At 64.3% G+C, this 14,473-nt stretch carries 14 protein-coding genes and 1 pseudogene; 3 read left to right on the top strand and 12 right to left on the bottom strand.

Features of this window, described 5'->3' with window-relative positions; translation table 11 throughout:
- Positions 1-4: 4 nt before the first annotated feature.
- The 10 genes from panD to ftsH form a co-directional block, all read right to left on the bottom strand.
- Positions 5-424: an aspartate 1-decarboxylase gene (gene panD, locus FGL95_RS18020; RefSeq protein ID WP_169589343.1), complete on the bottom strand. Its 420-nt coding sequence runs from the start codon at positions 422-424 to the stop codon at positions 5-7.
- A 16-nt stretch (positions 425-440) separates the two neighbouring features.
- Positions 441-1,367 carry a pantoate--beta-alanine ligase gene (panC, locus tag FGL95_RS18015; protein ID WP_169589341.1) on the bottom strand — a complete coding sequence of 309 codons (927 nt, stop codon included), beginning with the start codon at positions 1,365-1,367 and terminating at the stop codon, positions 441-443.
- Positions 1,364-2,287 carry a Rossmann-like and DUF2520 domain-containing protein gene (locus FGL95_RS18010; RefSeq protein WP_169589339.1) on the bottom strand — a complete coding sequence of 308 codons (924 nt, stop codon included), beginning with the start codon at positions 2,285-2,287 and terminating at the stop codon, positions 1,364-1,366. The genes panC and FGL95_RS18010 overlap by 4 nt, the downstream gene beginning before the upstream one ends.
- 122 nt (positions 2,288-2,409) lie before the next feature.
- Complete coding sequence (locus FGL95_RS18005) at positions 2,410-3,312, bottom strand: DUF6779 domain-containing protein (protein ID WP_169589337.1); 903 nt, start codon at positions 3,310-3,312, stop codon at positions 2,410-2,412.
- A gap of 66 nt (positions 3,313-3,378) precedes the next feature.
- A complete protein-coding gene (locus tag FGL95_RS18000) occupies positions 3,379-3,846 on the bottom strand; it encodes a DUF3180 domain-containing protein (protein ID WP_169589335.1) in 468 nt (155 codons plus the stop codon).
- Positions 3,843-4,358, bottom strand: a complete 516-nt coding sequence (gene folK, locus FGL95_RS17995; protein ID WP_169589333.1) for a 2-amino-4-hydroxy-6-hydroxymethyldihydropteridine diphosphokinase — start codon at positions 4,356-4,358, stop codon at positions 3,843-3,845. The genes FGL95_RS18000 and folK overlap by 4 nt, the downstream gene beginning before the upstream one ends.
- Positions 4,355-4,756 (bottom strand): dihydroneopterin aldolase, encoded by a 402-nt coding sequence (gene folB / locus FGL95_RS17990; RefSeq protein ID WP_169589331.1) that lies wholly within the window; start codon positions 4,754-4,756, stop codon positions 4,355-4,357. The genes folK and folB overlap by 4 nt, the downstream gene beginning before the upstream one ends.
- The gene (gene folP, locus FGL95_RS17985; RefSeq protein WP_169589812.1) at positions 4,749-5,591 is read right to left on the bottom strand and encodes a dihydropteroate synthase; all 843 of its coding nucleotides are present in this window, start codon (positions 5,589-5,591) and stop codon (positions 4,749-4,751) included. Before folP ends, folB begins: the two co-directional genes overlap by 8 nt.
- A 41-nt stretch (positions 5,592-5,632) precedes the next feature.
- Positions 5,633-6,262: a GTP cyclohydrolase I FolE gene (gene folE / locus FGL95_RS17980; protein WP_420838065.1), complete on the bottom strand. Its 630-nt coding sequence runs from the start codon at positions 6,260-6,262 to the stop codon at positions 5,633-5,635.
- 54 nt (positions 6,263-6,316) lie between these two features.
- Positions 6,317-8,581 carry an ATP-dependent zinc metalloprotease FtsH gene (gene ftsH, locus FGL95_RS17975; RefSeq protein WP_169589329.1) on the bottom strand — a complete coding sequence of 755 codons (2,265 nt, stop codon included), beginning with the start codon at positions 8,579-8,581 and terminating at the stop codon, positions 6,317-6,319.
- Between the two features lie 318 nt (positions 8,582-8,899).
- Between ftsH and FGL95_RS17970 the strand changes: the two genes are divergently transcribed.
- Both FGL95_RS17970 and FGL95_RS17965 read left to right on the top strand, forming a co-directional pair.
- Positions 8,900-11,227 (top strand): serine/threonine-protein kinase, encoded by a 2,328-nt coding sequence (locus FGL95_RS17970; protein WP_169589327.1) that lies wholly within the window; start codon positions 8,900-8,902, stop codon positions 11,225-11,227.
- 30 nt (positions 11,228-11,257) lie between these two features.
- On the top strand, positions 11,258-11,554 hold the full coding sequence (locus FGL95_RS17965) for a DUF2277 domain-containing protein (protein ID WP_169589325.1): 297 nt from the start codon (positions 11,258-11,260) through the stop codon (positions 11,552-11,554).
- A gap of 2 nt (positions 11,555-11,556) precedes the next feature.
- On the opposite strand, the gene FGL95_RS33160 is transcribed toward FGL95_RS17965, so the two are convergent.
- Together FGL95_RS33160 and FGL95_RS33265 are read right to left on the bottom strand one after the other, a co-directional pair.
- Positions 11,557-11,820, bottom strand: a complete 264-nt coding sequence (locus tag FGL95_RS33160) for a helix-turn-helix domain-containing protein (RefSeq protein ID WP_169589808.1) — start codon at positions 11,818-11,820, stop codon at positions 11,557-11,559.
- Positions 11,821-11,918: 98 nt separating this feature from the next.
- Positions 11,919-12,779: pseudogene (locus FGL95_RS33265) on the bottom strand (RsbRD N-terminal domain-containing protein); the annotation flags it as partial.
- 158 nt (positions 12,780-12,937) lie between these two features.
- Here FGL95_RS33265 and FGL95_RS17955 point away from each other — a divergent pair.
- Positions 12,938-14,470, top strand: a complete 1,533-nt coding sequence (locus FGL95_RS17955) for an aldehyde dehydrogenase family protein (RefSeq protein ID WP_338079912.1) — start codon at positions 12,938-12,940, stop codon at positions 14,468-14,470.
- The last annotated feature ends 3 nt before the right edge of the window (positions 14,471-14,473 follow it).

Genomic DNA, 14,473 nt, shown 5'->3' with positions numbered 1-14,473 from the left:
CGGCTTAGACGACGGAGAGCTTGCGAGGCGTGATCAGGCCGGAGCCCTCGGGCGCGAACGCCGGGTCCGAGCCCAACTCGACCGGCCGGTTGGCCTCGTCGACGAACACGACGCGCGGCTTGTAGTCGCGAACCTCGTCCTCGTTCATCACGCCGTATGCAATGAGAATCACGAGATCACCGGGATCGACGAGATGCGCTGCGGCACCGTTGATCCCAATGACACCCGAACCGGGCTCGCCCGTGATCACGTACGTCTCGAGACGCGCGCCGTTCGTGATGTCGACGATGCAGACCTGCTCGCCTTCGACCAGGTCGGCGGCTTCCATCAGGTCGCGGTCGACGGTCACCGAACCCACATAGTGCAGGTCGGCATGGGTAACCGTCGCGCGGTGAATCTTCGACTTCATCATGGTCCGGAACATCGTTGGCCCATTCCTCTCAGTTGGATGAAACGCCTTGTGGATGGTTCTTCATGTACTCGTCGGCGGTCACACCGAGTGCGACGCCGACGTTGTCGATCAGCCTCGTGCTGCCGACGCGAGCGGCGATCAGCAAGCGTGCTTGCCCGCCGTCCTGTGGAACAGGTCCGAGATCAGCGCCACGCAGTTCGAGATAGTCGACATCGACTCCCTCGACATGGGAGAGGACCGAGTTGGCCGCGGCGAGTACGGCCTCGGCGCCGAGCGGTCCGGAGTGGGCGCCGGCGAGGAGCGTCTTGAAAAGCGCTGTTGCCGTTTCCCGTTGCTCGGAATCGAGGTAGCGGTTACGCGACGACTTCGCGAGCCCATCGCGTTCGCGGACAGTCTGCACACCGACGATGCCGACATCGAAATTGAGGTCACGCACCATCTGCCGAATGAGCACCAACTGCTGGTAGTCCTTCTCGCCGAAGAACGCGGTCGTCGGGCTCACGATCTGCAGCAATTTCGCGACGACAGTGAGCATTCCGGCAAAGTGCGTCGGCCGGCTCGCGCCTTCCAGTTCGGCCCCAGTCGGTCCGGCGTGGATCATCGTGCGACGGCCGTCGGGATACATCTCCGAAACCGACGGTGCGAAAACAAGTTCCACGCCTTCGCCACGGAGCAGTTCGATATCTTCGTCCAACGTGCGTGGGTAGGCGTCGAGATCTTCGCCCGCACCGAACTGCAGTGGGTTCACGAAGATCGACACGACCACGATCGCGTGCTTCTTCTTCGCCTGCTTGACCAGCTCGAGGTGTCCCTCGTGCAGCGCGCCCATCGTCGGTACCAGCGCGACCGAACGGCCAACGCCGCGCAGCGCTTTCGACACCGACGTCATGACGGCGGGGTCGTGGTGCACGGTGAGTTCGCCCGGTTTGTAGGCGCCGATCAGTGCTCTGTTCATCGTCGCTCCAACAATTCGATCAGTTCGCGTTTGGAACCCGCCCGCTGCGCGGAGCGCAGCGACATCGCGCGATATCCCGCAGCAAGCTGCGGATCTACTTCGTCGAGGACCTTCAAATGCGCCGCCACCGCGTCGACGTCGCCGCGTGCCACCGGACCGGTCAGCGCCGACGGACCGCGTCGCAACGCATTGTCCAGCGCGGCCGACAGCAGCGGTGCGAGCAAGCGCTCGGCGAGTCCGCCCGGCTGGTCGTCGACAAGCTGCTGGCCCATGAGTTCGTCACCTTCGAGCGCGACACGAAGTGCTGCGACGGCGTCGACTACGAGCGTGACCAAGTGATTGCTGCCATGCGCGAGTGCCGCGTGGTAGAGGGTCCGGTGATCTTCGCGCACGCGGACCGGCTCGCCACCGATCTCGATGACCAACGCCTGGGCGATGGCATAGCCAATCTCGTCGCCGGCGGTAATGCCAAAACACGCGTTCGCCAGTCGGGCAGTGTCTTCGTCGTGGCCGGTGAACGTCATCGCGGGATGAATTGCCAACGGGACGACGCCACGCTCGATCAGTGGGGCGAGAATGCCGATTCCGTTGGCTCCGGAGGTGTGGGCGACCAGCGTGCCGGGCTTGACCGCGCCCGTCGCGGCGAGACCTGCGACGATCGAAGCCAGCTCGGAGTCGGGAACAGCGAGAATCAGCAGTTCGCTACGAGCCGCGACCTGGTCGACGGGAAGAATTTCGGACTCGGGCAGCCGCGTCCGCGCACGACGGATAGATGCATCGGATACTGCGGAAACTCCGAAGACGATGTGGCCTGCACGCTCTAGTGCAGCACCGATGGCGGTTCCCACACGTCCCGCCGAGACGATTCCAACCGTCAATCGTGCAGGCGCAGGTCCACCAGAAAACTCTGATGAGGTCAACGCTGTCCTCTCGTTCGTTCCAGTCCCGCTCCATGCGGGTACCAGACGTCCTGACGAAAGAATACGGCTGCCGGAACGGCCAAGCTATGGCTCGGGAGGGTGATCTAGCGCTCAGTTACGGACTATTGCGAGCGCTCGGACTGCAGGTTCGCCATGATCTGCGCGACCGAAAGACCCTTCGAATGGGACCCATCGGTCTCGTTCGATGCGGATTCGGTCCGTCGGCGGCGGCGCGACGTGGGAATCGACGGCAAGTCCGCGATGGTGGGCGGTGGCTCGGTCTCCGGCAGTGGCTCGGGTTCGCTGGGCGGCTCGGGTGCGGGGATCGGGTCCGGTTCCGGCGTGGGCTCGGGAACAGGTGGCGGCGCGGGAACCGGCGATGGCACTGGTTCCGGATCGGGGCGCGAAGGCTGGCGGTAAGGCTCCGGCACGATCAGTTCCGCAGTGACCGGCTCGTCGTACGGTGTCGCGAACTGTGGACGCTGGTGATTGTCGGACTCGTAGGCAGGCGGTGGAGTGCGTCGATCGGGTATCGGCCGACCGTTTGCGCCGCTCGCCAACTCGCCCACACGGACCGAATCTGCGCGCAACGCGACGCGCTCCACCGGCAACTGCCCGTCGAACAGCACCTGGAGGTTGGCGCGCAGAGCGACCAACTCGGCGCGCAATCCAGCCAATTCCTCGGCATCGGCGCGCACCTCGCGACGAACCTTCGCCTCGACGCCCATCTCGTATTCGCGTCGCGCGGCGATTTCGCGCTCGAGCTGCAGCTCGTAGACGGTCTGCAGATCTCTGGCCTTGGCCTTGTCCATTGCGGCTTCACGTCGATACTTCGTCATCGCGAATGCGCCGGCAATCGCGGCCCAGGCAGCAGCCATCACGCCGATCCGAAGCAATGGGACGCTCTCGGTGAAGACTAGTGCGACGCTGGCAACCAGGCCGAGCGTCACCATTGCTCCGATGATCAACTGCGGCCCACTCCGTCGGCCGCGGCGCGGCGACTTCGTGCGGGCAGCGGACGTCATGCAGTCAGGGTAGCCGTTGAAATGCCCCGTGCCAGGCAAGAGAGCCGCGATTTGGAGCACATGATCTCAGTGAGCCGGTTCGTCCGGTGGGTCGTCGGGGGTCTTGCAGCAATGCTCCAGCCATAAGGCCGACGCGACAAGGACGATGCCCGCGATAAGTCCGACGATGGCCCCTGGGCTATCGGACACCGCCGCGCGCAAAGTCGATCGCTGCGGAAGCACGTACAGCAGAAATCCCAGCCAGACTCCCGCGCTCGCTGTGCCGACCAGCGCAGACGCCTTCGCGAGTGCCACTGCCTTAGCGGCGGTGAGCGGGTGCAGTTGGCGGGGTCCGTCGCCAATTTCGTGTTCGTTGATCCGGGCCCGAATCATGAAGGCCGCGATGGTCTCGATCGCCGCAATCGGATACAACGACGCACCGGCATAGATCGGGATGGCAGGCAATTGACCGTAGAACCCGCGAACCAACAACCACACCGCAACAGCTGCGAACACGAACAAGACGAGCAGATCCAACACTCGAGTCGGCTTCATCCCACCGGCTTTCGGACCAGTTCGAGGGTCGTGCGGTGCACGCCGGACCGTTCGTCGACAGGTAGCCGATCGAGCAGTTCGCCGATCGGTACCGCAACACCGTCGACGGGGAGGGCTGCGTCGGGTTCGACGTCTCGCCACGGCACGAGAACGAACGCGCGAGCGTACGCACGCGGGTGCGGCAACGTCAGCTCGGGATCGTCGCTGCGCACGGCGTCACAGGTGATGATATCGACGTCGAGGGTCCTGGGGCCCCAGCGTTGGGTCCGTTCGCGGTCGGCGGCGGCTTCCAGCTCTTGGCCTCGACGCAACCACCCAACACAATCCACACTCGAATCTTCCACCACCACAACCGCATTCAAGAAGTCTTCTTGCTCCACTCCGCCCCACGGCGCGGTCGAGTAGACCGGAGACACGGCGCGCACCCGGTCGTCGAGTGTGTCGAGCACGAGTTGCAGGTTGGCGAGACGATCACCGATGTTGGATCCGATCGACAACACCGCGCGGCTCATTCCCGCAGCCCCGGATCGTCGGACTTACGGCGGCCGCCCTTGCGCGAGCGACGCGCGACGACTCTGACGTCGCGAAAGGTGAGCGGAATCGGCGCCTTCGGCTTGTGGACGGTGACCTCGACCGCGTGCACGCGCTGGTCCGTCATCACGTCCTCGGCGATTTCGGCGGCGACCGACTCGATCAGATTTCTCGGCGGCCCGCCGACGATTGCCGCGGCACGTTGTGCCAAGGCGCCGTAGTCCAGTGTATCGGCGAGGTCGTCGGACACGGCTGCGGTCGTCAGATCGAGCCACACTGCGATATCGACGACGAAGAGCTGGCCGTCGCGTCGCTCGTGGTCGAAAACCCCATGGTTGCCTTCGACTTCGATTCCAAGTATTTCGATGCGATCAGACATTGCTACTCCCCCGCAGCCGCTGGGCAGATCCCCACGCATTCGTCACGGCAAGGGCGTCGACCGAGCCGCGAACGTCGTGCACCCGCACACCCCAGGCACCGTTGACAGCGGCCAGCGCCGAAATGACAGCGGTTGCTGTCTCTCTGCCGTCCGGCGCGCGCACCTGCCCGTTCTCGGCGAGCAACGAACCGAGAAAGCGCTTCCGTGATGCTCCGATCAGAACCGGGAAGCCCAGGTCGGCGAGTTCTGGCAACGCGGCGAGCAATGCCCAGTTGTGTTCGGCGTTCTTCGCGAACCCGAGTCCAGGGTCCAACACCAGATTCGTGGGGTCGACGCCTGCGCCGACCGCGACTTCCACTTGAGCCATCAGCTCTGCTCGAACCTCTTCCACCACATCGTCGTAATGGTCGACCGCCCCGGTGTGCAGATATTGCGGAGCACCGCCACCGGCGGTCGCCGAACGCCAATGCATCAGTATCCAAGGCACTTTGGCGTCCGCAACCACTCGCGCCATGTCGGGATCGGCACGTCCGCCGGACACGTCGTTCACGATCGTTGCGCCCGCTTCGATCGCGGCGCTGGCAACTACTGCGCGCATGGTGTCGACACTGACCTGAATTCCGTCGGCGACGAGATCTGCGATCACGGGAGCGACTCGGGCTGCTTCGATCTTCGGATCGACACGCAGTGCGCCGGGACGCGTGGACTCGCCGCCGACATCGACAATATTCGCGCCCAGACGCCGCATCTCGACGCCATGGGCGATCGCCGCGTCGTGATCGAGGTACCGCCCACCATCGGAAAACGAATCACTCGTGACGTTGAGCACGCCCATCACGATCAGGCGGTGTCGCGGACCACCACGAGGCAGACCGCTCACTTGCGCAGAATCAGGTCGAGTGCCTCGGCCCGCGATGCCGCGCTCGTTTGCAGTTGCCCTCGGACCGCGGAGGTCGTCGTACTCGCCCCCGGCTTGCGAATTCCGCGCATCGCCATGCACAGGTGCTCTGCCTCGATGACCACGATCGCGCCACGGGGATCGAGCTTGTTCATCACCGCGTCGGCGATCTGGCTGGTGAGCCGCTCCTGGACCTGCGGACGTTTTGCGTACAAGTCCACCAGCCGGGCAATCTTCGACAGACCGGTAACCCGGCCTGCGACACCGGGGATGTAGCCGACGTGCGCAACGCCATGAAACGCGACCAAGTGGTGCTCACAGGTCGAGAACATCGGTATGTCGCGCACAAGCACCAGTTCCGAGTGGCCCTCGTCGAACGTCGTGTTCAACACCGCGTCCGGCTCCACGTAGAGACCGGCGAAGACCTCGCGATACGAGCGCGCAACGCGGGCAGGCGTATCGAGCAGACCTGGACGGTCCGGGTCTTCGCCTACCGCGATCAGCAATTCTCGAACGGCAGCTTCGGCACGAGCCTGATCGAACTTCGCACCAGTCGCCAAAGCGATTGGCGTGCGGTCGGGTTCGGCGAGCTCGCCGTCACCCTCGATACCCAGCGTCAAGCGACTACCCTCCAGTTCAATCGAACCCCGACGAGCGGAGGCTCAGCGCCGACCGTTCTGGCCGTCCCACGGTTGATCAAGTTCGTCGTCGTCCGGCCGTGCGTGCTGGCCCGACGGGTAGCCGTACTCCGGCCCTCGAGGCCCACGACCACCCTGGTTACCTGCGTCGCCGCCTTCGCCGTCACGTGGTGGCCACCCTGGAGCCGACCAGCCCGCGGGTGCGCCGTAATCAGGCCGTGAGCCTTGCGGCACCGGCGGCCGTTGCGGAGCACCGAACGGACCCGTCGCGGGAACGGCAGGCGCGTGGTAGCCGTTGGCCGGCGCGTGCAGCGACGGTTGCGGCTTCGCCAGTTCGGCTGCGTCGTGCGGCGGCCATGGCTCACCCCGTTCCGTCGCGAGCTCGCGCGGCGTCTTGACCGGCGGTTTGTCGGACGGGGTGCGCCCACCGAAATCGTTGAACGCGGTGATCCGAGGACGCTTCTCGACTTCGGTGAAGATCTCTTCGAGATCCTTGCGGTGCAGCGTCTCCCGCTCCAGCAGCTCGGTCGCCAGCAAGTCGAGGACATCGCGGTAGTCGTTGAGGATTGCCCACGCTTCCGTGTGCGCCGCCTCGATCAGATTGCGGACCTCTTCATCGATCTCGCGGGCAACCTCGTGCGAGTAATCGGGCGCCATACCCATCGAGCGACCGAGGAACGGATCACCCTGTTCTTGCCCGTAGCGCACCGCGCCGAGCTTTGCGCTCATGCCGTACTCGGTGACCATTGCGCGCGCGATCTTGGTCGCTTGATCGATATCCGACGACGCACCAGTGGTCGGCTCGTGGAACACGAGTTCCTCAGCGGCCCGTCCACCCATCGCCATCACGAGGCGCGCGATCATTTCCGACCTGGTCATCAGGCCCTTGTCGTCCTCGGGCACCGTCATCGCGTGACCACCGGTCCGGCCCCGCGCGAGGATCGTGACCTTGTACACCGGCTCGATATCGGGCATCGCCCAGGCAGCGAGCGTGTGCCCGCCTTCGTGGTAGGCGGTGATCTTCTTCTCGTGCTCGCTGATGATCCTGCTCTTGCGGCGCGGACCACCGATGACGCGATCGACCGCCTCCTCGAGCTGTTCACCTGTGATCACGGCTCCGCCTTCACGTGCAGTGAGCAGGGCCGCTTCGTTGATCACGTTCGCCAGATCGGCTCCGGACATACCGACGGTGCGCTTGGCGAGACCTTCGAGGTCTGCACCCGCAGCGATCGGCTTGCCCTTCGAATGCACCTTCAAGATCGCGCGGCGACCGGCGAGGTCGGGGTTGCCGACCGGAATCTGCCGGTCGAAGCGACCGGGACGCAGGAGCGCGGGGTCGAGAATGTCGGGCCGGTTGGTCGCGGCGATCAGGATGACGCCGGTGCGCTCACCGAAGCCGTCCATTTCGACGAGCAACTGGTTGAGCGTCTGCTCGCGTTCGTCGTGCCCGCCACCGAGGCCGGCGCCGCGCTGACGCCCGACCGCGTCGATCTCGTCGACGAAAATGATGCACGGGGAATTCTGCTTGGCCTGGTCGAACAGGTCGCGAACTCGGGATGCACCGACACCGACGAACATTTCGACGAAGTCAGAGCCAGAGATGGTGAAGAAGGGGACGCCTGCTTCACCTGCGACCGCGCGGGCCAGCAACGTCTTACCTGTGCCAGGTGGACCGTACAGCAGGACGCCGCGCGGGATCTTCGCGCCGAGCGCCTGGTAGCGAGCCGGATTCTGCAAGAAATCCTTGATTTCGTACAGCTCTTCGACGGCCTCGTCTGCACCTGCGACGTCGGCGAACGTCGTCTTCGGCATGTCCTTCGACAGCTGCTTCGCCTTCGACTTGCCGAAGCCCATCACGCCGCCGCGGCCACCGCCTTGCATGCGGCCCATGACGAAGATGAAAAGGCCGAGCAGCACAACCATAGGCAGCACGAACAGCAGGATCGAGGTGAACCAGCTTTCCTTCGTGACTGTCGTGTTGTAGTCCTCGGCACCTGAGGCTTGGATCTGCTTGAAGATGTCGTCCGACGCGTCGGACGGGTATTTGGCGATGATTTGCGTCTCGCCGTCGGTCTTGTCGTTACCGTTCTTCAGCTTCAGGCGGAGCTGCTGCTCGCGATCGTCCATCTGAACGCTCTTGACGTTCTTGTCGGTGATCTGCGACAACGCGACAGATGTGTCGACGCTCTTCCATCCGCGTGTGTCGTTGCTGAAGTAACTGAACGCATAGATGACCAGCAGAATGCCGGCAACGATGGCCAGGTTTCGAAACACAGTCTTGCGGTTCATACAGCGTCGGCCCTGACGGCCTGCGTCCTTTCGCGTATTCCGGATGTCGCACCTGCGCCGGTCCAGCTGTGCTCACCGATGTCCCAGGTTACCGCGTGGGGCTGACGTCCATGTAGGGCGCCAGAGTGTTGCACTCAAAGGGTCAACGCGCCACCGGGCGAGTCAGTTCCTCGGCAGCGAACCGACATCCGGCTGGTCGAACGCCTGGCCGGACCTCGAACGGCATCACGCACGCCGAATCCCGTGGGATTCCACTCGCTATCCGGGCGGAAAGCCACACTTCTCCGGGGAAGCCCGGCGTTAGCATGATCGAAGCTGATGACGCCCAAAGTCGAAGTGAGTTCCGATGCGACGGCTGCGGCTCCACCTCCGAGCGCCGATTCGCAGCTGGAGGCGACCGCAGCCGCAGGAACACCTGCGCCACCGAAGGCGTCCCTGACGGTGCTGGCAGCGACCGTCGAACGGTTCGCCGCGGCTTGGAGCAACGGCGATGCGCCGCGGTTGGCAGATTTCCTTCCCGATTCGCCTGCGGTGCGCCGGGCGTGCGTGATCGAACTGATCAAGATCGATCTGGAACACCGCTGGTCACGAGGCATCGAGCCGAAGCGGCTCGCGCAATATTGCGAAGAGCTTCCCGAACTTCGCGGTCGAGCGCTGCCGCCAGACCTGATCTACGAAGAATTTCAGGTCCGGCGGCGTAGTGGCCAGTCGGTCGATTCGGCCGAATACACGGAGGAGTTTCCCGAGCAGGCCGAGGAATTGGCGTCGATCCTCGAAACAGGCGAGTTCGAAGGGACGCTCGTCTCGCATTCGGGCAAGCCGGTCGCGCTCGACGACGTCGACGTCGGCCAACGGATCAACGACTTCGATTTGATGATGGGGCTCGGTCGCGGCGCGTTCGCGAAGGTCTTTCTCGCTCGACAACGGTCCATGCAACGGCTCGTCGCGGTCAAGATCTCGCAGGACCACGGTACCGAGCCACAAACGCTCGCGCAGCTCGACCACAACTACATCGTTCGGGTCTTCGACCAACGAGTGCTCCGGGGACGCAAACTGCGACTGCTGTATATGCAGTACGTGCCGGGCGGAACCCTTCTCGGTGTCCTGCAACGAGTTCGAAGCACCCCGCCCGCAGAGCGGTCCGGCCAACTGCTCATCGATGTCGTCGACGAGGCCCTCGCGGAGAAGGGCGAGATCATGCCGAGCGAATCCGGTGTCCGCGAAGAGCTTGCCGAGCTCTCGTGGCCGGAAACCGTCGCCTGGCTCGGGCGCCGCCTCGCCGATGCTCTCGATTACGCGGGTAGACAAGGGGTTCTGCATCGCGACGTCAAGCCCGCGAACGTGCTGTTGACCGCCGAAGGAATCCCCAAGCTGGCCGACTTCAACATCAGCTTCAGCGGCAACGTATCCGGAACAAGCCCGGTCGCCTACTTTGGCGGATCGCTCGCGTACATGTCACCGGAACAACTTTCGGTGATTCATCCGGACAGTCCGACGACCGCCGACGACCTCGATACTCGCAGTGACCTCTACTCGCTCGCGGTCGTGTTGTGGGAACTGCTGACCGGCACAAAGCCTTTCCACGACGACGACGCTCCACCGCGTGGGTCGTCCGGCGGGTCGGCGCGGTCAGGCGACAGAACTGCACTGGACACGATGCTGGACCGTCGTCGCAGCTCCGACCAACCGACACCCGGCGAGCTGCCCGCGGACTGCCCGAGCGCACTGCGGCGAGTGCTGCTGAAATCGCTGCGGCCCGACCCGGCGGACCGCTGGGCCCGGGGAGCGGAGATGGCGCAGCAACTGCAAGTCTGCCTCGATCCACGCGCACGCGAACTGGTCGATCCACCACCGAACAGTTGGCGGCGGACGCTGCGGCTGTTCACACACCCGATGCTGCTGCTCGCGATCGCAATACCCAACCTGCTCGCAATTCTCTACAGCTACAACCACAACAAGACGCTGATCGTGAACAAGCTGGACGCCAAGGATCAGCATCTGTTCCAGACGCTGACCGCATGGACCTACGGGGTCGCGTTCCTCATCGGCTTCGTGACAACGAACGTCTTCGTCTGGTACCTGTGGCGCGTGCTGTGGGGTCTTCGCAAAGGGAAGACCTACAACGCAACCGAGCTCGCCAAGGCGAGACGGCACACGCTCAGGCTCGGCTATCGCAACGCGCTCGCGTGTTTCTGCTTGTGGGTCATTGCCGGAATCGGTGTGCCCATCACGCTGACGCTCTCCGGACGTGAGGTCGGGGCAGGCACCTACGTCCATTTCCTTGCGACCCAGATCGTATGCGGTGCAATCGCAATGGCGTATCCCGCGTTCTTGGTCAATTTCTACGCGGTGCGCTGCCTCTACCCCATCTTCATTCCGCACGGCGGGATCGACGCGGGTGACGCGATCGAACTTCGCCGCCTCGACCGTCGCTGCACCTTTTTCCTCGCGATGGCTGCGGCGGTCCCCTTGATCGGCGTCGCAGGCGCGACGTTCATCGCGCCCGAGGACATCGCGCAGGTAATCGTTCCCATTCGGGTGCTCTGTGTCGGCAGCGCAATCGCGTTCGTCGGCGCGTACTGGATCTTCCGACTCCTCGAAGACGACATCCGCGCTCTCGACCGCGTGGCACGCGCACACCGGTAGCGATCCCGAACGGTCGCTAGGCTCGAAGGCATGTGCCGAAACATCACAGCTCTACGCGGCCTCGAACCGGCCGCGACGCAAGAAGAGATTCAGGCAGCAGCCTTGCAATACGTCCGCAAGGTCGGCGGGTTGTCTTCCATCTCCGCGGCGACGAGACCTGCTGTCGAGGCGGCGGTCGCCGAGATCGCGGCAATCACGACGCGCCTGCTGGAGGACCTGCCCGAACGCAAGGTTCCGCCGAAGAACCTGCCGCCGCTGCGTCGGCTGCACGGTCATGGACATGGTCACAGCCATGACCACGAGCACGAACACACCCACACGCACTGACGTCACAACACGGCTGGACCGTAGACAGCCACGCACTCCAGTGCGACTTCCAGTTGCACTCTGCGGCTTGCGATGTCGTGGCCCAATAGTTCTTCGATGCGTTGGATGCGGTAGCGCACGGTGTTCTTGTGCACGCCCAGTGACCGCGCGGCGGCATCCGGGCTGTTGAGGTTTCGGATATAGGCGTGCAGCGTCTCGCGGAGCCGTTGCGAATTCGCGTCGAGACCGTCGATCCCAGCCAACTCACGGGCGACCAGCGCACGCATGCCTTCGTCGTCCGCCGACGCCAAGCCACGATTTCCACATCGAGGTATTCGGTGAGCCAATCGGTGCTCCCGCTCTGCTCGGCGAGATGCCGGGCGGCAACCGCCTCGCGATGGCTGCGGCGGAACCCGGCCACCCCACGCCCGGCTGCGCCGAACGCGGCACGGACCGACGGAACCGCACCGATCCAGCCGTCGCGAAGCACAGGTCCGGGCGCTCGGTCGGTAGGTAACCAAGCCCAAAGCCCTGTTGCGCCGGACGGAACGGTCAATGCCCGTGCAGTGCCGAACGCGGACGCGATCTTGTTGGCGAGGCGACCGAGGGTGGCGATGACATCGCCGTCGATGCCGTCGTCGGACCAGAGCACGAACGCGAGGTGATTGCCCGACAGCGGGTAGCCGAGCCGACGGGCCGCGACGTCGGAGTCGATATCGTCTCCACTCAACATCGATCGGACCGTCTCGGCTCGGCGAGTGAACTCGTCGCGCAGGCTGCTCTCGCGTTCTTCGGCAAAAGTGACCGTCAGCATTTCGAGCGACATACCGAGCCAGTCCGTGGAGCGTTCGAACGTGCGAAACAGCAAGGCACGCTCCAGTTCCCGGTCGACGTTCTGCTCCGCGACGACCTCGCTCAGGTATTGATTCGCCGCGCGCTGACCGGCGTGATAGATGTTCATCAAAACGCGCATTTCAAGTCCCCGGCGAGCCAGCGAGCGGGCCAATGCCCGAGCCTCCGGTGGTGGTTGCGGCAGTTCTGCATCGTTTGCCATCGACACCAGGAACGAGCGAATCTGCGCCGCTGTGCTGGCGTGGAGATCGCGCTGCAGTTCACGATCCGCGAGGTCGGGCACCAGACCGACGATCGTCGAATCCAGTCGCTCGACGAGCGCGGCCACCTCACCCGGCTGCAGGTTCGAGGTTGCCCAGTCGCGAATCCAGTTGTTGACCTCGTCCTCGAGCATTCCGCCCCCATTTCTTGGACTGAGGATACAAATCGGACGGGTTCGGTTGAGCAAATTAGCCAAGATATGCGGCAGATGTTGTGCAACCATGATAGTCGAGTGGAGCAGATCACACCTGCCCGCGTTCGAACGACGAAGAACGAAGAAAGAGGTCGACGGTGACCCTGACCGAACCAGCCACGCAGGCAAAACTCGATGCTGTCGAGGTCCGCAATCCCGCAAGCGGCAAGGTGGTCGGTTCGGTACCGAACCTGTCTGCCGCGGCCGTCGAGGATGAAGTCAAGCGGCTCCGCGATGCGCAGCCCGAGTGGGAAGCCCTCGGAGCGAAAGGCCGCGCGAAGTGGATGCGCAAGCTGCAGGAGTGGCTGCTCGACAACAGCGCCGAGGTTACGGACGTCATCCAGTCGGAGACTGCGAAGCCGCGCGCCGACGCGAGCCTCGAAGTCCCGATGTGGGCCGACTTGATCAACTACTACGGCAACAACGCCGAGAAGTTCCTTGCCGACGATCACCCCTCGCCGCACAGCCCTCTCGCGAAGGTCAAGAGCCTCACCACGGCGTATCGTCCGTACGCCGTCGTCGGTGTCATCACGCCTTGGAACTACCCGCTCATCGGACCTGGCCTCGACGTTGTACCCGCGCTGCTCGCCGGTGCGGCCGTGCTGCTGAAGCCGTCCGAAGTGACGCCGTTATCTGCGGTCGAGCTCGCTCGCGGTTGGGCCGCGATCGGCGCTCCGCCGGTCTTCGCGGTCGTCACCGGGCGCGGTGAAACCGGCGCTGCGGTGGTCCAGAATTCCGACTACGTACAGTTCACCGGGTCGACGGCGACAGGGCGCAAAATCGCCGTGGCCTGCGCAGAGCGACTCGTTCCGTACAGCCTGGAACTCGGCGGCAAAGACCCGGCACTCGTCCTTGCCGACGCCGATGTGGAGCGTGCGGCTGCCGGTATCGCTTTCGGTGGGCTGTTCAACTCCGGGCAGGTCTGCATCTCGGTCGAGCGGGTCTATGTCGAAGCTCCCGTGTACGACGAGTTCGTCGAGCGGCTGACCAAGAACGTCAGCGAGTTGCGGCAGGGCCAGGACGATCGCGGTTACAAGTTCGATCAGGGCGCGATCGCGACCCATGCCCAGCTCGACATCGTCAAGCGGCACGTCGACGAGGCCATCGCCGGCGGTGCCCGCGCGACGACCGGCGGCAGGGCCACCGGTGTCGGGACTTTCTTCGAGCCGACCGTGCTGGTCGACGTCGACCAGTCGATGTCGTGCATTCGTGAGGAAACGTTCGGTCCGACGATCCCGGTGATCAAGGTCGCCGACGAGGCCGAAGCGATCCGTCTCGCAAACGATTCCACCTACGGCCTCTCGGCCACGGTGTGGACCGGCGACAAGGCCCGGGGTGAACGAGTCGCACGCAAGCTGGAGGCAGGCGCAGTCAACATCAACGACGCGTTCGCCAATATGTCCAGCTACGCGTTGCCGATGGGCGGCTGGAAAGACTCCGGCATCGGCGCGCGCTGGGGTGGCCCGAGCGGAATCCGCAAGTACTGCAGGCAGCAGGCCATTACCTCGCCGCGGCTGCCAACCCAGAAGAAGGAACTCATCTGGTTCCCATACAACCCATTCAAGTTGAAGTTCGCCCTTGGCGTGATGCGTGCCGCATCTGCTCAGGGCAAGCGCCGATTCGGTCTCTGACCC

This window comes from Antrihabitans stalactiti, assembly GCF_012932915.1.
In the GTDB taxonomy this organism is placed as follows: domain Bacteria; phylum Actinomycetota; class Actinomycetes; order Mycobacteriales; family Mycobacteriaceae; genus Antrihabitans; species Antrihabitans stalactiti.
Note: the sequence above shows the minus strand (reverse complement) of the source record. Positions and strands in the feature narration are given on the sequence as shown.